The organism is Kineosporia sp. NBRC 101677, assembly GCF_030269265.1.
Lineage (GTDB): Bacteria > Actinomycetota > Actinomycetes > Actinomycetales > Kineosporiaceae > Kineosporia > Kineosporia rhizophila.
Window position 1 is genome coordinate 362,545 of record NZ_BSTA01000004.1, and the last position, 21,733, is coordinate 384,277.

The following is a 21,733-nucleotide window of genomic DNA, read 5'->3' on the forward strand; positions in this document are numbered from 1 at the left end:
ATCCGTTCCTTTCGGCGAAAGCGACTGGGACGCAGCGATCCTTGGACGGTACGGGCCTCGGTTCAATGAAACCGGCGCATCGTGAGACGTAGGTCCGGGCATTTCGGGAATGCGTCACTCAAGCCCCAGAAGCCACAAGCCGCCGCGAGAGCTATGTGGGGCTTAAATCGTTGTCAAGAAACGCTTTTCGGGACCGCTGGGCGCTGAACCGGGGAGCCGTCGGGCATCAGCCGCTCGACCAGCCAGGGATCCAGCACCCGCGCCATCTCCTCGTCGAGGAAGGGGGCCAGGGTGCGCGAGAACGTGGCCGTGAGGTGGTGGTCGTCGCGGTAGACCAGCACGTCGCCGATCACCGGCGGGCAGAGATAGGCGGCGCACACCCGGTCGGTCAGGTCGGCCACCGGGGTGTCGGTCTCCTCCGCGGCCTTGCCCACCACCAGGCCCTTGAGCACCGAGTCGCGGGGCTTGGCGCAGGCGTCCAGGTCGTCCAGGTGCAGGCTGACGCAGGCGGCGACGTCCTCGCCCATCCGCGGGGTCTCGGCCATGGCGAGCACCGGGACGTCCAGGTCGTGCATCTGCTGCAGCCGGACGGCCATCCCGCGGATCAGTTCCTGCCGGTTCGCCTCGCCCGGCAGGGGCCGGCCGTCCTTGACCGAGCGGTAGAACTGCAGCTGGGTGGTCACCAGCAGGGTCGGGGGATGGGCCCGGATCTCCTCCAGCACCGCCTGGTTCCACGGCTCGCAGGTGGTGTACCCCTCGTCCGGGGTGAGCAGCCGGTGGATGTCCGAGAACGGGCAGCCCGCCTTGGTCATCGAGACCAGCTTCCAGCCGTGCTGCTGGGCCAGGACCAGCAGTGCGGGCGCCCACTGGCCGGCCTTGGAGTCACCGACCACGTAGACCACCGGCGCGTTCGGGCCCTTGCTGTGGTCGAACACGCAGGGCCGGGGGTCGGAGGAGGCGTAGTTCGAGGCGCAGCCGCGCTCGTAGATCTCGCCGTTGTCGTCCTTGGCCCGTTCCGGTGGCGGGGCCAGGGCGCTGGCCGAGTCCTGCGCGGGGTAGGCAGCGGCGGCGCCCAGGGGCTGCACCGGCACCTCCACCGAGCGGGAGTGGGCCAGGGCGGTGCCCGAGCCCACGGCGACCAGGGTGAGGGTCAGGCCACCGGCGATGCCGAGGGCGGAGGGCGCCCAGAAGCGGGCCTTCCGGGCCGGGCCCTCGACCAGGTAGTAGGTCAGCGTGGCGAGCACCACGCCGATCCCCACGATGCTCAGCCCCTCGGTCCGGGTCAGCTCGCCGTCGACCTGGGCGAACACCACCAGGGGCCAGTGCCACAGGTAGAGCGAGTACGAGATGTCGCCCAGCCACCGCATCGGGGGCAGGGCCAGGACCAGGCGGGCGCCGCCGGCGCTCGGGCCGTAGCGCAGCAGCAGCATGGTCCCCGCCACCACCAGCACGGTGAGCGGGCCCGGCCACATCGTCTCCGGCTTCACCACGAACAACGCCACCAGGATCATCGCCAGGCCGGCCCAGCTGAGCAGGGCCGCCACCAGGGACCGGCCCTGCGGCAGGGGGCGGCGGGCGAAGGCCACGGCGCAGAGCGCCCCGGCGGCCAGCTCCCAGACCCGGGTGTGGGTGGTGAAGTAGGTCTGCGCGCTGTACGTGGTCAGCGCCAAGGTCAGCGAGACCACGACGACCAGCCCGATCACCGCCGTCGCGACCGCCCGGCGGCGGGCCAGCAGCAGGACGCTGAGCAGCAGCGGCCAGACCACGTAGAACTGTTCCTCGATGGCCAGCGACCAGTAGTGCTGCAGCGGGCTGGCCAGCGACCCCTCGGCCAGGTAGTCCACCGACTCGGCGGCCAGACGCCAGTTCACCACGTAGGCCGCGGCCGCCATCGCGTCCTGGCCGATGCTCTGCCACTGCGAGGCGGGCAGGTACCAGCGCGCGCCCACGCAGGTCACCAGCAGCACCAGCGCACTGGCGGGCAGCAGACGCCGGGCCCGGCGGGCCCAGAACTGCGGCAGCGAGATCCGGCCGGTCTTCTCGTGCTCGCGCACCAGCAGGCCGGTGATCAGGAAGCCGGACAGGACGAAGAACACGTCCACCCCGATGAAGCCCCCACTGGGGCCGAGGCCGGTGTGGTAGAGCAGCACGACGAGGACGGCTACGGCGCGAAGGCCCTGAATGTCACCGCGGAAGGTGCCGGCCCGGACCGTCTGGTCGGGCGACTGGGGTGTCTCGAGGGGTTCGTCGCGCGGTGCCCTTTTCACGACCTCTGGTTCGGTTGGGTCAGCTGTTCCGGATGGAACGTCCGACGCACTTTCGCTGCAATCGGCGTCGGCCGCAACCTGCATCCGGTGGTCTGTGCGCCGAGTCACTCGAGACCGGCGGCCGGGCCTCCGAAGACCTGTGAACGACCGGAGAAATCCCCGTTACGAGGAGGTCCGATGCCCGATTTCCCGCCCCTTGCGGCGCTCACCGCCCAGACCCGGATCCTGGAACTGGACGACGCGGACGCGGTCCGGATGCTGCGGGTGGTGCTGGAGCGGCAACGCCGGCTGCCCGACCCGGAGACCGCCCGCGACCTGGCCGCACACCTGAGCGAGGCGGCCGCCCATCCGCTCGCCCTGGAGTACCCCGCCCCCAGCGCACACTCGGCCACCGGCACCGACCGGCTGAACCTGCCCCTGGTGAGCCAACCGGTCTCCGGCGGCGACCTGGCCCGCGAGACGCTGCTCTACCTGCTCACCGAGCAGCCCGCCCTGGAACCGCTGCTGCTCGCCGCCGCCGACGCGGCCGACGGCCCGGTCGGCTCCCTGACCCGCCCCGGCCACCTGGACCTGGGCGTGCAGGTGCTGCTGGCGCTGCACGAGGAGGTGACGCTGGAGCGCGCCCCGGCCGGCGGCTGGCGCTTCCGGGTGCACCGCAAGGCGATGAACGACGCCTCCCTGACCGGCGTGCTGGCCAAGCTGGTACGCACAGTGAGCAGCGCACGTAGCTAAGTACGCTGAAGGAGTGGAAGAACCGAAGGTCTGGTACGCCAGCTACGGCTCGAACCTCCACGCCGAGCGATTCACGGTCTACCTCCTCGGAGGTACTCCTCCCGGTGGCCGCCGGGCCACATCGGGCTGTCGCGACAAGCGCCTCCCGTTCGCCGTCCGGCCCTTCGAGGTGCCGGGGGGCATCTTCTTCGCCACCGAGTCCCTGGTCTGGGGCGGCGGACGGGCCTTCTACGATGCGAAGCTTCCCGGCATCACGGCCATGCGGGCCTACCTGATCACACTGTCCCAGTTCAGTGACGTCGTGGCGCAGGAGATGTACGGCGGGGTGCGAGCCGACGTCGACCTTCGGGAAGTGCTGACGCAAGGGCGGTCGCAACTGGGGCCGGGACGTTACGAGACGCTGGTGCGGCTCCGGGGGCCTCAGGGCCCGCCGACGATCACCTTCACGTCGCCCTGGAACGCGGGCGACGTACCCACGCTGGCCCCGTCCGCCGCCTACCTACGCGTGCTCGGGCTCGGGGTGAAGCAGGCGCACGGCTGGCCGGTTCCGCAGGTCGCGCGCTACCTGGCCGCCGCCCCCGGTGCGGCGGGCGCCTGGTCCGCCGACGAGATAGCGGCGCTGCTGGCCTGACCGGGAGGTGGTCATGGCTTGGTAGTCTCCTTGGTCGCAAAGATTGCGCCGCGCAGTTCAGCACATTCAGGACGGATCAGGAGCCCTCGTTGGACATCGACGCCTTGGTCAGGCTCCTGAAAGAGGATCGTTCGCACTTCGAGCACCGCTACGTGAAGGAGCTCGCCGAGGTCAAGGGCGTGATCGACGCGGTCCGCGCCCAGGGCCTGCGGATCGTGCTGACCAGCGGCTCCTTCGACGTGATCCACGAGGGGCACTCGATGTACCTGGAGGCGGCCCGCTCGCGCGGCGACTTCCTGGTGGTCGGGGTGGACAGCGACAGCAAGGTGCGCGAGCGCAAGGGGCCGGCCCGCCCGGCCGTGCCCGAGCTGGAACGCCTGCGCATGGTCACCCACCAGCGCGGGGTGGGCATCGTGACGCTCAAGCACCCCGAGCACGAGCGCTGGGCCCTGATCCACGCGGTGCGCCCGGACGTGCTGATCGCCACCGAGGAGACCTACTCCGCCGAGGACATCGCCGAGCTGGAGCGCACCTGCTGCGGCAAGGTCGAGGTGCTGCCGCGGATGGCCACCGTGAGCACCTCGGCCCGGCTGCGCAAGACGTACTTCGAGATCGCCAACGTGGTGGCCGAGCGGCTGCCCACGTTCATCAACAACATCGTCAGAGAGATCGCCGGCGAGCGATGACGCAGATCCTCGCCTTCGTCCCGGTGCTGCACGCCGGGTACGAGCGGTTCCTGGCCGAGCACTGCGGCCCCGACGACGAGTTGCTGCTGGTCGGGCGCAGTTTCGCCGCCGACCACGCGGTGGTGCGCAAGGAGATCCGGGCCCTCGACCCGGACCGGCTGCTGAGCTGGCTGCTCACCCTGGGCCTGGTGCGGCGCGGGCGGGTGGTGGAGGCCGGTGACCTGCCCGGGGCGGTGACCGGGCCGCTGCTGAAGGCGCCCGACGAGGAGCTGATCCGGGCGCTGGTGACCGAGCACGGTCTGGCCGAGCGGGCCCGGATCGAGCTGATCCCCACCTTCCTGCGCTGGGACAAGGCCTGGAGCCGGGCCGGTTCCATGCCCGACTGGGACGGCCAGGTCAGTGCGGACGAGTACGCCCGCTCGATGCAGGCGCTCGCGGCCGAGGCCGCAGGGCGGAGCTCGGACTGGTGGCGCCAGGTGGGCGCGGTGGCCGTGCGGGACGGGGAGGTGCTGGCGGTGCAGCACAACCGGCACCTGCCCGACGAGTACGCGCCCTACCTCAACGGGGATCCGCGCAACGACTTCAAGCGCGGGGTCGAGATGGACCGCACCACAGCCATTCACGCCGAGGCTGCGCTGGTGGCCCGGGCCGCCCGGGAGGGTATCGCCCTGCAGGGGGCCGACCTGCACGTGACCACGTTCCCCTGCCCGGGGTGCGCCCGGCTGGTGGCCGAGGCCCGGTTCGCACGGTGCTTCTTCGGGGGCGGCTACTCGGTGCTCGAGGGCGACGCGGTGCTGCAGCGGGCCGGGGTGGAACTCATCTATGTAGAGCCGGGCCCGGCCGGGAGCTGAGCTTGAGGCGCACCGGGTGTTCGGACTCCGGGTCGCCGGCGATCAGGTGGGCGTGCACGTGGGCGATGGTGCCGCCGGTGTAGGCGCAGTCACCGCACCGAACGCCCAGGCCGTAGTAGGTGAGCCCGAAACGCTCGCGCAGACTACGGATCACCTGCCAGTAGTCGGCGAGTGCGGCGTCGGGCAGATCGACCAGGTCGGTGACGTGGCGGCGGGGCACGCAGAGCAGGTGCAGCCGGGCGCCGCGGTAGGGAAAGTCGTTGTGCCGCACCACCCAGTGCTCGTTGGCCAGCACCAGGCCCTCGGCCGGTTCCTGGTCGATCGTGGGGGAGCAGAACAGGCAGATGCCCGCCTCCTCCAGTTCGCGCATGCGTTCGGCCTGGGCCTCGGTGCGCGTGTTGCCCAGGTAGTAGAGGCCGGGCTCAGTCACTGTCGTTCTCCTGCAACAGCGAGCGGTGCGCCGACAGCCAGGAGTCGATCACCGCGTAAGCCTTGGACCGCACTTCCGGGACCGACAAGACGATGTCGTGGCGAGCGTCTTCAATCGGAATCACTGTGGTTTCGCCGCCCAGGCAACCCGCCCAACGGGCGATGTGCCGTACGTCGAGCACACCGTCGCCGCGGTCGGGATCTCCGTCGGCCGCGGTGAACACCGACTTGTCCGATCGCAGAATCAGCGATGGGACGCCGATGTCGAGCCCTCGGTGCAGTTCGGCGTGCCCCCGGCGCACAGCGTTCATCCATCCCGCGGTGACGGGGAAACCGTTGAGGGGTTTCATCACCACGTCGTAGTCCCACTCGCCGCCGCCGCTGATGTGCAGGGTCTGGCCGTAGATGCTGGGCGGGAGCTTGAACGTGCGGAACGGGGAGGCCTTGCTCAGCCCCCGCAGCAACCAGGTGCCCGGCCCGCGCAGCACCGGCTTTCCCTGCAGATCGAACCAAGGGCTGTTCAGCACCACACCGGTCACCGGCAAAACCGCTCCGGCGCGGCGTTTACGGTCTAGGTAGAGGGGAACGATCAGACCGCCGGTGGAGTGCGCGACAAAGGTGACCGGCAGTCCGGGCCAGTCTTCCCGGATCAACGCCAGTGCGGCGTCGAGGTCTGCGTCGTACTGCCGCAGGTCGGAGGCGTAGTGCGCGGTCTGGCCGGGCCGCCGCGCGCGCCCGCACTTGTGCAGGTCGAGTGCGTAGAACGCGAACCCCCGGGCGGCGAAGAAGTCGGCCATCTCGGTCTGGAAGAAGTAGTCGGAGAAACCGTGCACATAAAGGACGACCCCGCGCACCGCTTCCTCGGCCCGCGGCTTGCGGCGGACCACCGCGGCGGCGATCTCCCCCTCGCCGTCCGGGTCGGCCCCCAGTTCGACCGTGTACTGCTCGTAACCTTCACCCAGCAGATCGCCGGCCCAGTTCGCAGAAGTCACCCGCCCATAATCACACCAGCGACGCCCGGCCCGTCCCGTGGGATCCCTACGCAGAGACCGTCTGGTCGAAGGTCTGGTCGAAGAACGACCTCACGCTCCCGCACCTCAGGCCCGGCCGGTTTCACGATCAGCCCGCCGCGCGCCTGGTGAAGGGGTGGCGGCAATCCCCCTGCACCCAGATCAGCCGCCCCACTCTGAGCCTGCCGAGCGTCCGCGCCGGAAGGCTTGGACGATTCTTGAAGAGCTGGACGGTGCATAACGAATAGGTCTTCTCAAGTTATGGATCGTCCGGCCATTTCAAACCGCATATCTGGTGTCCACTGACCCAGGCCCCGAATGGCACCGGTCAGTGTGCAGATCCGGTTTCGGACCACATGGGGGCCGGGGGGCCAGCGGCCAGATCACCGGCCGACCGGCCAGATCACCGACCAGAAGGCGTTCAGTACACGGATAGACATTTAGCCGCCGTCACCGGTGCGCTGCTCCAGAGATCTGCTCGCCCCGGTGGCGTGGGGTCTGTCTGGTGCCCCGGTCCGCCCGACCTACGTAGGGGCGGGTGGGGCTGGCAGACTCGGTGATTCAGAAGCTGGCCGAGTTCGCTGCACGGACGGGTGGTGGCTTAGCTGCACGGGCGGGTGGCGGCGCGGAACGGGGGCCGGGGGCGGTGGAGACCGAGCTGAGCGTCGAACTGGTGGCCGAGGTCGAGGCGCTGGGGGATGCGGACGATGCGGTGGGTAAGGCGGTCTTCTTCAAGACCGGCCCGGGGGAGTACGGCGAGGGCGACGAGTTCGTCGGGGTACGGGTGCCGGAGCTGCGCCGGATGGCCCGGGGCGCCGGGAAGAGCGCCACGTTGGCCGACGTGGAGGCGCTGCTGGCCCATCGGTGGAACGAGGTACGGCTGCTGGGCGGGCTGATCCTGGTCGAGCTCTACCGGCGGGCCAAGGAGCCCACCCAGCAGGAGGCCGCGGTGCAGACCATGCTCGACAACCTGGACCGACTGAGTAACTGGAACCTCGTCGATTCGGTGGCCCCCTACGTCCTCGGGCCCTGGCTCCTACGAAACCCCGAACGGCGGCCCCTGCTGGACGAGTTGCTGACCTCGCCGTCGGTGTGGTGGCGGCGTACGGCCGTGGTGGCCACGTTCGCGCTGATCCGGGCCGGGGAGTTCGACGATCTGCTGCGGCTGGCGGGCCGGGCGATCGGCGACGAGCACGACCTGATGCACAAGGCGACGGGGTGGATGCTGCGCGAGGTGGGCCAGCGCGACCGGGCGGTGCTGAACCGGTTCCTTGATGCCCACGCCCACGAGATGCCTCGCACCATGCTGCGTTACGCCCTGGAGAAGCATCCGCAGCCGGAGCGGCAGGCTTATCTGACCGCAGCTAGGAGGGTGTGATGACGGTTCCCACGGACAGCCGGATCCCGACCACTGAGGACGAGCGGCAGGCGCTGTACCGGCGCTCGCTCACCGTCGTCGTGATCTCGCAGGTGTTCGGCGGGGCCGGGCTGGCGGCCGGGATCACCGTCGGCGCGCTGCTGGCCCAGGACATGCTCGGCGGCGAGGGGGCGGCCGGGCTGCCCACCGCCCTGTTCACCCTCGGCTCGGCGCTGGCCGCGTTCGGGGTCGGGCGCTTCTCCCAGCGGGAGGGGCGCCGGGTGGGGCTGGCGCTGGGCTTCCTGATCGGGGCCGTCGGTGCGCTGGGCATCGTGCTGGCCGCGGTGGTCGAGAACCCGGTGCTGCTGTTCTTCTCCCTGTTCGTCTACGGCGCCGGCACGGCCACCAACCTCCAGGCCCGCTACGCCGCCACCGACCTGGCCGACGCGCAGAACCGCGCCACCGCGGTGTCGATCGCCCTGGTGTCAACCACTTTCGGTGCCGTGGCCGGGCCCAACCTGGTCGAGCCCCTCGGTGACCTGGCGGAGGCCCTGAACCTGCCCGCCCTCACCGGGCCCTTCCTGCTGGGCGGGGTCGCCTACGCCGTGGCCGGGCTGGTGCTCTACACGTTCCTGCGGCCCGACCCGTTGCTGGTGGCCCGGGCGCTGGCCCAGCCCTCGGCGGCACCGCAGGCCTCGGGGGCCGGGCGGGGCCGGGGCGTGGTGGTCGGGGCGGCGATCATGGTGATCACCCAGATCGCGATGGTCGCCATCATGACCATGACGCCCGTGCACATGCGGCACCACCAGCACGGTCTGGGCGAGGTCGGGTTCGTGATCGGCATGCACGTGGGCGCGATGTTCCTGCCCTCGCTGGTCACCGGGCGACTGGTCGACCGGCTGGGCCGGATCACCATGGCGGTGGCCGCCGCGGGCACCCTGCTGGCCGCCGGTCTGGTGGCGGCCCTGGCCCCGGGCGACTCGCTGCCGGTGCTCACCGTGGCTCTGGTCCTGCTCGGCCTGGGCTGGAACTTCGGCCTGATCAGCGGCACCGCGCTGATCATCGACTCGACCGCCCCGGCCGAGCGGGCGGCCACCCAGGGCAGCGTGGACGTGCTGATCGCGATCGCCGGGGCCTCGGGCGGGGCGCTGTCGGGGATCGTGGTCGACCGCAGCAGTTATGCGGTGCTCTCGATCGGCGGCGGGCTGCTGGCGCTGGCCCTGCTGCCGGTTATTGCCTGGTACCGGGGCCGTCGGGTGCCTAGGGTCTGAGGAATGACGATTCTGGTGCCCTTCCATCAGGACGAACTGCTTACGGACGAGAACCTCCCCACTCCCACGGGTCCCGTGCGTCGGGTGGTGCCCACCTTGGGATCGGGGAGCCAGTGGGACCGTGTGCGGCGGCTTTTCGGGGCCCTGGCCGACGAGGTCACGGCGCAGGCCCCGGAGGGACGCCCGGTGAAGGTCCTGACCGGCGACTGCCTGGCCGCCGCGGGCACCCTGGCCGGGCTGCAGCGCGCCGGGGTGAATCCGTCGGTGGTCTGGTTCGACGCGCATGCCGACCTGCACACCCTGGCCTCCTCCACCTCGGGCTACATCGGGGGCACATCGCTGCGCGTGCTGATCGGCGGCGACCGGGACGAGCTGGGCGAGCCGCTCGGCCTGCGCCCGGTGCCGGAGAGCAACTGCCTTCTGGTCGGTGCCCGCGACATCGACCCGGCCGAGCGCGACTACCTGCGCGACAGCGAGGTACGGCAGATGGCGGTGCCCGACCTGACGGTGAACGATCTGCCGCCCGGGCCGCTCCTGGTCCACATCGACCTGGACGTGATCGACGGCGCCGAACTTCCCGGCCTGAGGTTCCCGGTGCCGGGTGGTCCGTCGTCCGGGCAGACCCTCCGGGCCCTTTCGCTGATCCTCAGCACCGGTCGGGTGGTGGCTCTGGAGATCGCCTGCCCCTGGCACGACCCGGCCGGTCCCGACCACACGGCGGCCCGCGCCGCCCTGGTGAACCAGATACTCGACCTGACCTGATCAGGGGTCCAGGGACTCGATCGGTTCCGGGTTCTCGCCGGTGTCCTCGCCGCCCTCGGCGGCGGGGCCGCCCTCCTCCAGGTCGGAGATCAGCCGGATCGCGTCGGCCACCAGGACCTGCTGGCTGCGCACCAGTTCGGCGGCGTTCTCGACGTTCTCGCGGGCCCGGTCGACCGTGCCGCTGACCCGGGCGAACGCGCTCTCCCCGCGCCGGGCCGCGTCGTAGCCCTGGTTGACCTCGAGCTTGACGTCCTCGACGAGCCGGGTGATCTCCATCGCGGCCTGGCTGGAGCGGTCGGCCAGGCGCCGGCCCTCCTCCACGATCACCGCGATGCTCTCCTTGTCCACCTTGTCGCGGCCCAGTTCCACCTGCAGCGTGAACGCCGCCGCGTTGGACTGCCGGGCCAGGTCGGCCAGGATCTGCGAGACCTCGCCGATGTGGTTGGCGGTGCGCTGGATCTGCGAGAACGCGCCGATCGCGGCCGGGGCGGTGGCGTGGCCGGAGTTCACCTCGTCGTGGGCCTGGCTGAGCATCATGTCCGAGCGGGTGCAGCGGGCCGCCACCGTGCTGGTGATCTCGGTCAGGCGCTGCGCGGTCTCCGTCATCGCCCGGCTCTTCACCTGCAGGCGGTGCTGCAGGCCGACGAAACCGGTCACGTCGTAGGCGTACTTGATCACCCGCAGCGGATTGCCGTCCAGGTCGAGGATCGGGTTGTAGCTGGCCTGGATCCACACGTCCCGGCCGAACTTGCCCTTGCGGTGGAACCGGCCGGAGATCAGCTCACCCCGGCGCAGCCGGGCCCAGAAGTCGCGGTAGGCGGCCGAGGTCACGTACTCGCGGGTGCAGAGCATGCTGTGCGGCTGGCCGACGATCTCGTCGCTGCCGTACCCCATCGTGCGCAGGAAGTTCTCGTTGGCCCCGACGATCCGCCCGGTGAGGTCGAACTCGGCCACCGCCTGGGCCCGGTCGATCGCCTCGAGCCGGCCGGAGAGCTCGACGCTGCGCAGCTTCTCGCCGGTCACGTCGACCGCGAACTTGACGATCTTGTAAGGACGTCCGTCCGCGTTGATCACGGGGTTGTAGGTGGCGCGGATCCACAGCTCACGCCCGTCCTTGGCCACCCGGCGGTACTCACCGCTGTCGTACTCGCCCTTCGCCAGGTTCTCCCAGAACAGCTGGTAGCCGGGCGCCTTCGCCTCGTCCGGGCGCACCAGCACCCGGTGGTGCTGGCCGAGGAGCTCGTCCTCGGCGTAACCGAGCAGGTCGAGCATGTTCTGGTTGGCGCCCAGGATCCGGCCCCGGGTGTCGAACTCGACCATCAGCTGAGACCGGTCGATGGCGGCCAGTTTCCCGGCGTAGTCGGCGTTGCGGTTCTTGTCGGTGGTGACGTCGAGGGCGTACTTGACCACCTTCCAGGGCCGGCCGTCGGGGTCCAGCACCGGGTTGTAGGTGGCCCGCAGCCAGACGTCGGCGCCGTCGCGCGAGCGCCGCCGGAACTCGCCGGTGACGTACTCGCCCCGGCGCAGCCGCCGCCAGAACTCCTCGTAGGCCACCGGGTCCTCGTCCTCGGCCAGGAACATCCGGTGCGGCCGGCCGATCACCTCGTCGAGGCCGTAGCCCATCACCGTGAGGAAGTTGGCGTTGGCGGCGAGAACGGTGCCGTCCAGGCCGAACTCGATCACCGCCTGGGAGCGGTCGATGGCCGAGACCTTGCCCTCGAACTCGGCCGTGCGGTTCTTCTCGGCGGTGATGTCGAGGGCGTACTTGATCACCTTCCAGGGCCGGCCGTCGGGGTCCAGCACCGGGTTGTAGGTGGCCTGCAGCCAGATGTCGCGGCCGTCGCGGCCGAGCCGGTGGAACTCGCCGGAGACGAACTCCCCGGCCCGCAGACGTTCCCAGAAGTCCTGGTAGGCGGGCGAGGCCGCGTACTCGGGGTCGACGAACACCTGGTGGTGGAAGCCGACCACCTCGGCGCGGTCGTAGTCCATGATCGTCAGGAAGTTCTCGTTGGCCGCGGTCACCGTGCCGTCGAGGGCGAACTCGACCACGGCCTGCGAGCGGTCGATCGCGGTGACCCGGCCCTCCAGGTCGGTCTGGCGGCGCATCTCCCCGTCGATGTCCCGGGCGATCAGAACGACCCGGTCGATCTGCCCGTCCGGGCCGGGGATCGGTACGTAGTGCCCGCGCAGCCAGACCGCGGCGCCGGCGTGGTCACGGCGCCGGAACACCCCGCTCACACTGTGCCCGGTGCTGACGTGCGCCCACAGGTTGTGCAGGGCGACGCTGTCGGCTTCCTCGGGGGCGCAGAGGATCTGGTGCGGGCGCCCGGTCAGTTCGTCCTCGGAGTAGCCGAACCGGGCCCGGGCCCGGGCGTCGGCCTGGATGATCTCGCCGGCCGTGGTGAACTCGATCTGCAGCGTGTCCTCGGTCAGCGCCTGCAGTTCGGCCTGCCACTCGGCCATCGCGGCGACGGTCTCGCTGAGGTCGCGGAAGATCAGCAGGGTGCGCCCGTCGGTCTCGGCCCGGTGGGCCAGCCGCACCGCCCGCACGGTGCCGACCGTGCTCAGGGCCAGCGGCCGGTCGACCGACGACCAGCCCGGCCGGGGCTGCGGGGCCGGGAGCCCGGCCAGGTCCTGCCCGAGCAGGTCCTCCACGCTCACCCCGACCAGCTCCTGGGCCGGGACCCCGAGAGCGGCGGCGGTCTGCGGGGTCACCGAGACCACCCGTTCGCTGCCGGTCTCCACCGCCAGCACCAGGAAACCGGACAGCACCGTCTCCACACAGGCAGCGGTCAGCCCGGCCTCATCCACCTCGAGCACCTCGGTACGCCCCACGGGTGATGTCTCGACCCGGGCGGGCCCGGGGTTGAGTGATGCCGGGCACAGAGCTTGACCTCAAGTCGAGTTGAGGTTCTAGGTTCTTGACGGAATCAGCACCAGGAGGAAACCCGTCATGACGTCCGCACCCGCCGCATCGCTCGGCGAGCGCTTCCGGGCCGGTTTCCGGCTGCACGCCTCGGGGGTCAGTCTGGTGACCTGCGCCACCGCCGACGGGCCGGTCGGGCTCACCGCCTCCAGCCTGGCCTCGGTCAGCGCCACCCCGCCGATGCTGTCGTTCTCGGTGCGGCGCACCACCTCCGCGGGCGCAGCCCTGACCTCGAGCTCACGCCTGGCGGTCACCGTCCTCGGTGAGAACGACCTGGAGGTGGCGGCCGCGTTCGCCCGGCACGGGGCCGAGCGGTTCACCGCCGACCAGGGGTTCGTCGAGGAGGTCGAGGGGCTCCCGACGCTCAAGACGGCCCCGGTGGTGATGTGGGGACGTCCGTCGCGGGTGATCCCGGCCGGCGAGTCATGGCTGGTGCTGGCCGAGGTGACGGAGGTCGCGTTCGGGCCCGACGCCGGGCCGCTGATCTACTGGAACCGCGCCTACCGCACGTTCACCGCGCCGGAACCCCGGTGAACTTCGAGAACCCGATCGCCACGCTGTTTCCCGGAGCGGCCGGGCGCACGGTGTCGGAGCTGGCCCGGCGGCACGCCCGCGGTGAGAGCCAGGTCGAGGTGCTCGTGGCGGCCCGGTCCGCCGCGGTCGTGCCGGACCAGTTCGTCAAGGTGGCGACCCGGCTGGCGCTGCTCGGGCTGGTCGACTTCCCGGTGACCGAGAAGGTCACCCTGGTGCGCGAGAACATCGTCTGGCCGGCCCTGTACGACCTGGCCGACCAGGGCGCGCGGCTGGACGCGCTGCTGCGCGACGTGGCCGCCACCTGCCCGCCGGTGACCCGGATCGCGATCGCCGGGCCGGTCGCCGCGGGCACCGCGCGGACCTTTCCGGAGCGGCTCGAGGTGGCCCTGATCGCCCCGGACGGCACGGTCGGCGCCGAACAGTGCGACGAGATCGCCGCGCACCTGTCCCGGGCCCTGGGCAACGCCTGCCTGGTCACGGTGGCCGAGGACGAGCTCGCCGCCGCCGGAACCCTTTCCCCGCAAGGGTTCCGGATCGTCTAGACGTCCAGCGCGCCCGGGTCCACGTCCAGCTCACGCAGCAGCCGCACCGCGCGGTTGCCGGGCTCGGCCAGCAGCCGGCGCAGCAGCTCGGTGGTGCCCACCGGGAAGTTCTTCAGCTGGGTGCGCAGCGGCACCGCGTCCTGGCCCAGGTCGGTGCTCTCGATCACGGCCTGCACCCGCACGTGGTCCAGCCCGGCGGCGGTCAGGATCTCCCCGGCCCGGGAGTCCTCCTTCGAGTCGTCGATCACGTGCGGGTAGAGCTGGGCCAGGGCGTGGGTGCGCAGGATGGCCAGCAGCAGGTCGTCGCTGCGGACCCGGCCGCCGTGCCGCTCGGCCAGGTCGCCGGCCTCGAGGCGGGCCCACAGGCTGGGGGCGTGCCCCGGGTTCTGGGGGAAGAAGCGCACGAAGAACGTGGTCCAGAACTGACCCAGGTCGCGCGGCCGGTACTTGCGGCGCCCGAGCAGGGCCTCGCGGGTGCTGCGCAGCTCGACGGGCACCGCGTCGGCCCGCTGCACCGGCTCACCGGCGAGCAGCGACCCGCGCAGTTCGGCCACGTCGACGCCCACCTCGGCCAGGTTCCGGCCGGCCCGTGAGCCCGGGTCCTGCAGGATGGCGGCCAGCAGGTCCACCGGGGAGCGCCGGTCGCCCGCCCCGGAGAGCGACGGCTGCTGCCGGCACCGCTCCAGCGCCTGCAGCATCGGTGTACTGAAACCGATCCGGGCCTCGTCGTCCCAGCGGTCGGGCACGGTGATCTCGGTGCGGCCGGGCTCCTGCTGCGCCGGGTCCTCGTCCTGGGCGGCGAAGTCGCGGATCACCACCGCGAAGGTGACCTCGTAGGGGGCCAGGAACTGCGCCACCCGCTCGTTCTTGAGCAGCGTGGAGAGCATCCGCAGGGTGTCGACGGCCGGGACCAGGGCGTAGAACGGGCCGAAGGCCGAGACGAGGGCGGGGTCGGCCGGGAACGGGGCAAGGTCCGTGGTCATGACCCGAGCCTGGCCCAGCGGCGGACCGGACCGCGTCGGTCGGCAGGCGTAATCCACAGTGCGACGAAAGTGTCATACCCCCTGGCCCGGGCCGAGAAGTACGCTGGGCCGCCTGATGGGGACATTCGGGTATCTGGTGATCAGCGCGGCCAAGGCCGTGCGCCGGGCGAGCTGGCAGCGGCGCACCTACGAGGCCGGTCTGGCGCTGTTCTGCGGCCTGGGCACGGCGGTGATCCACCTCTCGCTCACCTACGACCCACCGCAGGACCCGCTGGCCGAGGCGATCGCCTACGCGGTGCTCGGCTTCGTGCTCTCGGTGACCCTGATCCCGCTGCGGCTGGTGCGCCCGCTGAGCGCGCTGATGATCTGCGGTCTGCTGGCCATCCCGATGGGCGGGGTCAGCCTGGCCCTGGTGCCGCTCAGCGCCGCCGTCGGCTACCGGTCCTGGCAGGCCGTCCCGATCGTGGTCGCCTACCTGACCGTGCTGGTCGGCTGCGTCGGCGGCATCTACCGGGTCAGCGGCTTCCCCCTGCTCACCTCGTTCCTGCTGGGCCTGATGGAGTTCAGCTCCTTCGTGCTGCTGCCGGGGGCGGTCGCCGCCATGGTGGCCCAGCGCCGGCTGCTGCTGACCACGATGCACGAGCGCAATCAGCAACTGCACGCCGAGCGCAAGCTGGCGGTGGGGCAGGCCCAGACCCGCGAGCGCAACCGGATCGCCGCCGAACTGCACGACTCGCTGGGCCACCGGCTCACGCTGATCTCGCTCTACGCCGGCGGACTGGCCCAGGCACCCAAGTCCGCGATCGGCACCGAGGCGAGTACCCCGTCCTCGATCGAGAGTCCGGAACGCCAGCAGGCGCTGGCGCTGCTGCGCGACACCTCGGCCCAGGCGATGGGCGAGCTGCGGCAGATCCTGAAGATCCTGCACCAGGACGGCGACGGTGACGGCGGGGGCCGCTCGCTGGCCGAGGTGGAAGAGACGGTGGCCTCGGCGCGGGGCACCGGGACACGGGTCGACCTGGCCCGGATCGGCGATCCCCGGCCGCTGCCGCTGATGGCCGAGCACGCGGCCTACCGGGTCGTTCAGGAGGGCCTGACCAACGCGCTGAAGCACGCCGGAGGGGCCGCGATCCGGGTGGAGGTGCGCTACGACGAAGACGCGTTGTTCGTCGAGGTGCGCAACGGCCCGGGCCGCCCCTACGAGGGGCAGAGCACCGGACAGGGGCTGGCCGGCCTGGCCGAGCGAGTCCGGCTCGCCGGCGGGGTGCTGTCTTCGGGGCCCCTGGTGCCGCAGACCCCCGGCAGTCGGGAGACGCCGTCGGACAGCGGGTTCCGGATCGGCGCCATCCTGCCCTACCAGGCCGAGGTGCCGGCCGCCGCTCCGTCGGCCGAGGACGACTTCCCCCAGCAGATGGCCCGCAACTCCCGCCGGCAGCGGATCGGCGCGATCGCCGTGGTCTCGGCCATCGTGCTCTCGCTGGGCTCGTGCATCGGCTCGATCCTGGCCCCGGTGCCGCAGGAGACGGTGTCGCAGACCGACTTCGACGCGGTCCGGGTGGGCGACGCCGAGGGGCGGGTGCGCGACCGGCTTCCCGAGGCGCCCTGGTACCCGCAGACCGGCGCCGACGGGGAGAGCTGCGAGATCTTCGTCGCCGGCGACGACGTGGAACCGGTCGGCAGCAACATCGCCGAGGTCCAGTTCGAGTTCTGCTTCCTGGCCGGGAAGCTGGTGAGCAAGGACCTCTGGGAGATCCCGGACTGACACCCGGGTGAACTCCTGAGATTCCCGAGGCGCCCGAACGCAATTGGGCCAAGGGGAGGATTCAGCGATCCGGCGAGTGTTGATTACCCTTCATCGAATGGATCCGACGTCGCACGGAGCCCTGAGCCTCCGCGGTGCAGCCGGCTACCTGGTGCATGACCCGGTGCACGACCTCGACCGGGCCTGTGCCGGGCCGCTCGAGGCCTGGCGCGAGGCCACCGCCCGCTCCGACCGGGCGCTGGCGCTGGCGCAGGTCGGGCGGCACGAGGAGGCCGACGCCGACATGGCCGAGGCGCTCGCGGTCACGCCGAACAGCGCCTGGGCCCACCTGCGCCGGGCTCGCCTGCACCTGCTGCGCGGCGACGTCGCGGGGATGGGGACGGCGGTGCAGCGGGCCCTGGAGACCGGCGAGCCGCCGCTCACCGGTCCCCAACGGGCCATGGCCGAGGCCCTGCTGCGCCTCGGCTGATCACTCGCGGGGGCCGGCCCCCCGGCTGGACGCGGCCAGGCTGGCCACCGTGGTGATCACCAGCGTGCCGATGATGACGGTGAGCGAGAGCCAGATCGGGATCTCGCCGCCGAACGGGGCCCAGTCGGCCCAGTGGTACTCGTGCATGGCGTGCAGCACGAGCTTGACGCCGATGAAGGCCAGGATGAACGACAGGCCCAGCGACAGGTAGATCAGCTTCTGCAGCAGGCCGCCGATCAGGAAGTACAGCTGGCGCAGCCCCATCAGCGCGAAGACGTTCGCGGTGAAGACCAGGTACGGCTCCTGGGTCAGGCCGTAGATGGCCGGGATCGAGTCCAGGGCGAAGAGCAGGTCGGTGCTGCCCAGGGCGATGATCACGAACATCATCGGGGTGATGTAGCGGCGGCCGTCGCGCACCACGGTCAGGGACCGGCCCTCGAAGTTCTCGGTGGAGGGGAAGCGTCGGTTCACGAACCGGGTCAGCGCGTTGTCGGCGGCGTCCTTCTCCTCCTCGTCGCCGTGGGCACGGTAGTCCAGGACCAGTTTCCAGGCGGTGTAGACCAGGAACGCCCCGAAGATGAAGAACACCCAGGAGAACCGGCTGATCGCGGCGGCGCCGACGGCGATGAAGACGGCCCGGAAGATCAGCGCCAGGATGATGCCGACGGTGAGCGCGTACTGCTGCAGCTCCCGCGGCACGGCCAGCTTGGACATGATGATCAGGAAGATGAACAGGTTGTCCACCGACAGGCTGTACTCGGTCAGCCACCCGGCGAAGAACTCACCGGCGTAGCGGCCGCCCGCAGTGGCCCACACCCCCAGCCCGAAGACGACCGCGGCGGCCACCACGATGCCGACGAAGGTCCCGGCCTCCTTCATCGTCGGTTCGTGCACGTTGCGGCCGATCACGAACACGTCGACGGCCAGCACGGCGATCAGCACGACCGCGGTGATGGCCCAGGTGTAGAGGTGTACGTCCACGAACGGGTCGATCGGCAGACCGGGGGCCGCCCTGTACTACTTCCGGCGGACGGCTGCTCCGAAGGCGTCTGCGACCGATGGGCGACGCGGTGACCGGCCTGGAACAGCAGGATCGTGGCCATGACGACGACCCCGTTCCCCGGTACCGACGACTTCGACCACGTCTTCGCCTGGGCCTTCCTGTACACGGACGACGAGGACGAGGTCGTCTGCACGCATCACCTGCTGCGGGGGATGCGCCGCCTGCCGCGGGTGGCCGAGGTGCTCGACGCCTACGACATCACCGCCTCGGTGATCGAGCGGACGGTGCGGGCCGAGGCCCCGGAGCCCGGAGCGGTCGAGCGCATGCTGACCTGCACGGTGAAGCCCACGCGGTTCTCCGACGCCGCGGCCGCGGCCCTGGACCGGGCCCAGGCCCAGCCGTCGCTCGACGGGGGCGCCGAGCGCACCCCGGTCGACGTGCTGCTGGCGATGCTGGGCGACTCCCAGAGCCGGGCCGTGGGCGTGCTCACCGAGTGCGGCGCCGACATCGGCGAGGTGCGGAACGCCCTGCGCGAAGGATCGGTCCCGGTGCGCCACGAGCGACTGCCGGTCGACCTGCACCGCACCCGGGACGCACTGGTGGGCCGGGAGCTCTACCGGCCGCAGGGACGCGGGATGATGGGCTGGCTGCGCCGTTTCATCCTGAAGATGACCAACGACGACTTCGGCGCCGAGCCGGTGTTCTGGGTGCGACTGGAGGCCGACCGGCTGGCCGCCGCCCGCGGCCGGCGGATGGCCACGGACGACGTCCTGCTGGCGCTGCTCACCACCCATGAGGTGGCCCTGGCCTACCCTCACCTGGTGGGCAACGCCCAGCCCCGCTACCGCGGTGGGCAGGCCCTGCTGGCGGCCGGCGTCGACCACGACCGGGTGCGGGCCGTGATGGACTCGACCGACCTGGGCAAGGACGCGGTGCCGCTGCCCGCCTTCGGCGACTGGCCGAAGGACACCGGGCAGATCCTCGAGCGCCTGCTGTGCGTGCCCGGCAGCCGCAGTGCCCGCCTGCTCGCGGAGCTCGGGGTGTCTTCGGACCTCACCCCGGTGCCGTGCTGGGCTCCCTAGGACCTAGTTCTGGACCAGGCCGAGCCGGTGCGCGATCAGCGCCGCCTGCACCCGGTTCTCGCAGCCCAGCTTGGTCAGCACCCGGCTGACGTGGGTCTTCACCGTGGCCTCGCTGATCCACAGCTGGGAGCTGATGGCCGCGTTGGACAGGCCCTGGGCGACCAGCACCAGCACCTCCCGTTCACGGGCGCTGAGCTCCTCCAGCCCCTTCTCGGCGAACTCGGGCAGCACGATGCCCGGCGCCGCGTCGGGGGTGGCGGTCCTCGCCGCCGCCGGCGTGCTCATCCCGTCGAGCAGCTGGCGGGTCACCGCGGGGGAGAGGAACGCGTCGCCGTTCGCGGCGGCCCGGATCGCCCGGGCCAGGTCGTCGGCGGCCGCGTCCTTCAGCAGGAATCCGGCCGCGCCGCCGGCCAGGGCCCGGGTGACGTAGTCGCTCTCGCCGAACGTGGTCAGGATGATGACCACCGCCTCGGGCCACGCCTGACGCAGCTTGACCAGCGCGGTCAGGCCGTCGGTGCCGGGCATCTGGACGTCCATCAGCACCACGTCGGGGCGGTGGCGCAGCGCCTCGGTGATCGCCTCGGCGCCGTCGCCGGCCTCCCAGAGCACGTCGATGCCCTCGACCATCGACAGCACGAACCGGATCCCGCCACGCACCAGCGCGTCGTCGTCGGCGATGAGCACCCGGATCGGCCCCTGCGGGTCCGTGGGCTCGGGGGTCGGCTGGCTCATGGGAAAAGCTCCTCTTCCACTTTCCGCTTGCTGACCAGGATCTCGTCCCGGAAGCAGAGTTCGTAGTTGATCGTGGTGTTCTCGTCGTCGGTGTTCTCGAGCCCGTCGCCGGAGTAGGTCCGGCAGATCTCGCCGTTCTCCTTGGTGCGCTGCGACATCGGCTCGTCCGGCAGGAGGTGGCGCAGCCGCTCCATGTCGTCGCCCTTGCGCATCGAGCGGAACGCGCCCTGGTCGACCGGCTCGTCCACGCCGACCACCACGATCGAGGCGACGCACGAGGACATCGCGACCAGGACGGTCACCCCCACCCCGACCAGGCCGATCTTCTGCCGGCGGCTGGTGCGCCGGATCTCCTGCCGGAAGTCACCGGTGACAACCGGTGTGGGATCGGGGATCTCGGCGTCGTAGGGGAGCACCGCGCCGAGCCGGAACTCACCCGTCTCGAGCCGGCTGTGCGAGAGCACGCCACCGGCCAGGCGGACCCGCTCGGTGAGCCCGTGCAGCCCCTGCCCGGTGCTCTGCCCCTCGTAGGGCAGGCCGGGGCGGTTGCGGACCTCGATGAACAGGGCCTCGTCGTCGTAGCGCACCTCGACCCGGACCGGCGCCCCCCGAGCGTGTTTCAGGGCGTTGGTGATGCCCTCCTGGACGACCCGGTAGGCGGCGTGCTCGGCCAGCATCGGCAGCGGACGGGGGTGGCCCAGACGCACCAGCTCGATCGCGGTGCCGGTCTGCCGGGCCGCCTCGACCGTCTGCTCGACCTCCTGCATCGAGCGGCCCGCGCCCTCGGCCGGCCCGTCCTGGTGCAGAACCTTGAGGATCTGCCGCAGTTCGCCCATCGCCTGGGCCGAGGTGTCGCGCAGCAGGCCGAGGGCCTGCTGGCGTTCCGGGCTCTCAATTGCGGACGGGGTGCTCGCCTGGGCGCTCAGGGCGGGCTTGGGTGCCTGGGCCAGTCCGCCGGCGTAGAGCGAGATCAGCGTGAGCCGGTGGCCCAGCGAGTCGTGCAGTTCGGCGGCGATCCGGTTGCGCTCGCGCGACTGGGCCTGCCCGGCCACCACCAGCTGCTGCTCGTGCAGCTCGATGTTGCGCTGGTTCATCGTCATCACCAGCAGCCGGCGCTGGGCCAGGATGGCCGCGATCGCGCCGGGCAGGATGCTCAGGAAGCAGAACAGCACGATCGCGATCAGGATGTTGAAGACCGGGTTGCCGGCCTCCTGGACGAACAGCCCGGCGGTGCAGGCGATCAGGGACACGAGGTAGCCGAAGGTGACCGCCAGTGCCTTCTTTGCCCGGTAGCCCACCGAGAATGACAGCACGCTCACGATCAGTGAGCTGCCGCCACCCGGAATGCTGATCAGCGAGCCGAGAACCAGCGCGGTGACCGGAAGGACCAGCCGCAGCGGGGTCAGCACGAGCGAGGCCAGACCGGTGAACAGGGCGGTCGCGATCTGCAGACCGTCCGACGTCCAGGGCATCAGGCCGACCACCGACCAGGCGGTGGTGAGCGCGCAGAACAGCGCCAGGCAGCACTCGAAGACCACCCGGCCGCGGCCGGCGGTACGAACCGCTCGCCACCAGGTGGTCACTGATCGGATCAGGGTCGGCATCAGGTGAACAGCCTAGTGGGCAGGCCGGGAAAGTTGGGCCAGGTCACATTTCGCCGTTCGCTGTGTCCGGCTTCGCCGGTTCTGTCACAGTGCTTCTCGC

Annotated in this window: 20 protein-coding genes; 12 read left to right on the forward strand and 8 right to left on the reverse strand. The window is 71.1% G+C overall.

Annotated elements, in window-relative coordinates; translation table 11 throughout:
* Window positions 1-173: 173 nt before the first annotated feature.
* Complete coding sequence (locus tag QSK18_RS14415) at window positions 174-2,267, reverse strand: acyltransferase family protein (protein ID WP_285619526.1); 2,094 nt, start codon at window positions 2,265-2,267, stop codon at window positions 174-176.
* A gap of 177 nt (window positions 2,268-2,444) precedes the next feature.
* Here QSK18_RS14415 and QSK18_RS14420 point away from each other — a divergent pair, with 177 nt between their 5' ends.
* The 4 genes from QSK18_RS14420 (at window position 2,445) to QSK18_RS14435 (ending at window position 5,167) form a co-directional block, all read left to right on the forward strand.
* Window positions 2,445-2,999 carry a hypothetical protein gene (locus QSK18_RS14420; RefSeq protein WP_232811851.1) on the forward strand — a complete coding sequence of 185 codons (555 nt, stop codon included), beginning with the start codon at window positions 2,445-2,447 and terminating at the stop codon, window positions 2,997-2,999.
* Window positions 3,000-3,012: 13 nt separating this feature from the next.
* Window positions 3,013-3,630, forward strand: coding sequence for a hypothetical protein (locus QSK18_RS14425; protein ID WP_285619528.1), 618 nt, complete (start codon window positions 3,013-3,015; stop codon window positions 3,628-3,630).
* A gap of 89 nt (window positions 3,631-3,719) precedes the next feature.
* Window positions 3,720-4,316, forward strand: coding sequence for an adenylyltransferase/cytidyltransferase family protein (locus QSK18_RS14430; protein ID WP_232811849.1), 597 nt, complete (start codon window positions 3,720-3,722; stop codon window positions 4,314-4,316).
* The gene (locus QSK18_RS14435) at window positions 4,313-5,167 is read left to right on the forward strand and encodes a deoxycytidylate deaminase (protein ID WP_285619530.1); all 855 of its coding nucleotides are present in this window, start codon (window positions 4,313-4,315) and stop codon (window positions 5,165-5,167) included. Before QSK18_RS14430 ends, QSK18_RS14435 begins: the two co-directional genes overlap by 4 nt.
* Here the strand turns inward: QSK18_RS14435 and QSK18_RS14440 are convergent.
* Window positions 5,133-5,597, reverse strand: a complete 465-nt coding sequence (locus tag QSK18_RS14440; protein WP_285619532.1) for an HIT family protein — start codon at window positions 5,595-5,597, stop codon at window positions 5,133-5,135. The genes QSK18_RS14435 and QSK18_RS14440 overlap by 35 nt on opposite strands.
* Window positions 5,590-6,588, reverse strand: a complete 999-nt coding sequence (locus QSK18_RS14445) for an alpha/beta hydrolase (protein ID WP_232811846.1) — start codon at window positions 6,586-6,588, stop codon at window positions 5,590-5,592. The genes QSK18_RS14440 and QSK18_RS14445 overlap by 8 nt, the downstream gene beginning before the upstream one ends.
* Window positions 6,589-7,252: 664 nt before the next feature.
* Between QSK18_RS14445 and QSK18_RS14450 the strand changes: the two genes are divergently transcribed.
* From QSK18_RS14450 to QSK18_RS14460, 3 genes are read left to right on the forward strand one after another with little or no spacing between them, the layout of a single operon-like run.
* Entirely contained in the window at window positions 7,253-7,984 is a 732-nt protein-coding gene (locus tag QSK18_RS14450; protein WP_232811845.1) for a DNA alkylation repair protein, read from the forward strand.
* A complete protein-coding gene (locus QSK18_RS14455) occupies window positions 7,984-9,234 on the forward strand; it encodes an MFS transporter (protein ID WP_285619535.1) in 1,251 nt (416 codons plus the stop codon). The genes QSK18_RS14450 and QSK18_RS14455 overlap by 1 nt, the downstream gene beginning before the upstream one ends.
* Window positions 9,235-9,237: 3 nt before the next feature.
* Window positions 9,238-9,996: an arginase family protein gene (locus QSK18_RS14460; RefSeq protein WP_232811843.1), complete on the forward strand. Its 759-nt coding sequence runs from the start codon at window positions 9,238-9,240 to the stop codon at window positions 9,994-9,996.
* Here QSK18_RS14460 and QSK18_RS14465 read toward each other — a convergent pair whose 3' ends face one another.
* A complete protein-coding gene (locus QSK18_RS14465) occupies window positions 9,997-12,831 on the reverse strand; it encodes a methyl-accepting chemotaxis protein (protein WP_232811842.1) in 2,835 nt (944 codons plus the stop codon).
* Between the two features lie 118 nt (window positions 12,832-12,949).
* On the opposite strand from QSK18_RS14465, the gene QSK18_RS14470 reads away from it, so the two are divergent.
* On the forward strand, window positions 12,950-13,456 hold the full coding sequence (locus QSK18_RS14470) for a flavin reductase family protein (protein WP_232811841.1): 507 nt from the start codon (window positions 12,950-12,952) through the stop codon (window positions 13,454-13,456).
* Window positions 13,453-13,998 (forward strand): hypothetical protein, encoded by a 546-nt coding sequence (locus QSK18_RS14475; protein ID WP_232811840.1) that lies wholly within the window; start codon window positions 13,453-13,455, stop codon window positions 13,996-13,998. Before QSK18_RS14470 ends, QSK18_RS14475 begins: the two co-directional genes overlap by 4 nt.
* Here the strand turns inward: QSK18_RS14475 and QSK18_RS14480 are convergent.
* Window positions 13,995-14,981 carry a Clp protease N-terminal domain-containing protein gene (locus QSK18_RS14480; RefSeq protein WP_285619539.1) on the reverse strand — a complete coding sequence of 329 codons (987 nt, stop codon included), beginning with the start codon at window positions 14,979-14,981 and terminating at the stop codon, window positions 13,995-13,997. The genes QSK18_RS14475 and QSK18_RS14480 overlap by 4 nt on opposite strands.
* Window positions 14,982-15,096: 115 nt before the next feature.
* Between QSK18_RS14480 and QSK18_RS14485 the strand changes: the two genes are divergently transcribed.
* Together QSK18_RS14485 and QSK18_RS14490 are read left to right on the forward strand one after the other, a co-directional pair.
* The gene (locus tag QSK18_RS14485; RefSeq protein WP_232811838.1) at window positions 15,097-16,743 is read left to right on the forward strand and encodes a sensor histidine kinase; all 1,647 of its coding nucleotides are present in this window, start codon (window positions 15,097-15,099) and stop codon (window positions 16,741-16,743) included.
* Window positions 16,744-16,840: 97 nt separating this feature from the next.
* A complete protein-coding gene (locus QSK18_RS14490; protein ID WP_232811837.1) occupies window positions 16,841-17,212 on the forward strand; it encodes a hypothetical protein in 372 nt (123 codons plus the stop codon).
* Here the strand turns inward: QSK18_RS14490 and QSK18_RS14495 are convergent, their stop codons facing one another.
* Window positions 17,213-18,193, reverse strand: a complete 981-nt coding sequence (locus QSK18_RS14495) for a TerC family protein (RefSeq protein WP_232811836.1) — start codon at window positions 18,191-18,193, stop codon at window positions 17,213-17,215.
* Between the two features lie 120 nt (window positions 18,194-18,313).
* On the opposite strand from QSK18_RS14495, the gene QSK18_RS14500 reads away from it, so the two are divergent.
* Window positions 18,314-19,297: a Clp protease N-terminal domain-containing protein gene (locus tag QSK18_RS14500; protein WP_232811835.1), complete on the forward strand. Its 984-nt coding sequence runs from the start codon at window positions 18,314-18,316 to the stop codon at window positions 19,295-19,297.
* A gap of 3 nt (window positions 19,298-19,300) precedes the next feature.
* Here the strand turns inward: QSK18_RS14500 and QSK18_RS14505 are convergent, their stop codons facing one another.
* Complete coding sequence (locus QSK18_RS14505) at window positions 19,301-20,029, reverse strand: response regulator (protein ID WP_232811834.1); 729 nt, start codon at window positions 20,027-20,029, stop codon at window positions 19,301-19,303.
* On the reverse strand, window positions 20,026-21,633 hold the full coding sequence (locus tag QSK18_RS14510; protein ID WP_232811833.1) for a sensor histidine kinase: 1,608 nt from the start codon (window positions 21,631-21,633) through the stop codon (window positions 20,026-20,028). Before QSK18_RS14510 ends, QSK18_RS14505 begins: the two co-directional genes overlap by 4 nt.
* Window positions 21,634-21,733 lie beyond the last annotated feature (100 nt).

Excerpts from the sequence above, each read along its gene's own strand:
- QSK18_RS14500 (WP_232811835.1), top strand. The coding sequence starts at position 18,314 with ATGACGACGACCCCGTTCCCCGGTACCGACGACTTCGACCACGTCTTC.
- QSK18_RS14485 (WP_232811838.1), top strand. The coding sequence starts at position 15,097 with ATGGGGACATTCGGGTATCTGGTGATCAGCGCGGCCAAGGCCGTGCGC.
- QSK18_RS14510 (WP_232811833.1), bottom strand. The coding sequence starts at position 21,633 with ATGCCGACCCTGATCCGATCAGTGACCACCTGGTGGCGAGCGGTTCGT.
- QSK18_RS14470 (WP_232811841.1), top strand. The coding sequence starts at position 12,950 with ATGACGTCCGCACCCGCCGCATCGCTCGGCGAGCGCTTCCGGGCCGGT.
- QSK18_RS14480 (WP_285619539.1), bottom strand. The coding sequence starts at position 14,981 with ATGACCACGGACCTTGCCCCGTTCCCGGCCGACCCCGCCCTCGTCTCG.
- QSK18_RS14490 (WP_232811837.1), top strand. The coding sequence starts at position 16,841 with ATGGATCCGACGTCGCACGGAGCCCTGAGCCTCCGCGGTGCAGCCGGC.
- QSK18_RS14505 (WP_232811834.1), bottom strand. The coding sequence starts at position 20,029 with ATGAGCCAGCCGACCCCCGAGCCCACGGACCCGCAGGGGCCGATCCGG.
- QSK18_RS14455 (WP_285619535.1), top strand. The coding sequence starts at position 7,984 with ATGACGGTTCCCACGGACAGCCGGATCCCGACCACTGAGGACGAGCGG.
- QSK18_RS14460 (WP_232811843.1), top strand. The coding sequence starts at position 9,238 with ATGACGATTCTGGTGCCCTTCCATCAGGACGAACTGCTTACGGACGAG.
- QSK18_RS14420 (WP_232811851.1), top strand. The coding sequence starts at position 2,445 with ATGCCCGATTTCCCGCCCCTTGCGGCGCTCACCGCCCAGACCCGGATC.
- QSK18_RS14435 (WP_285619530.1), top strand. The coding sequence starts at position 4,313 with ATGACGCAGATCCTCGCCTTCGTCCCGGTGCTGCACGCCGGGTACGAG.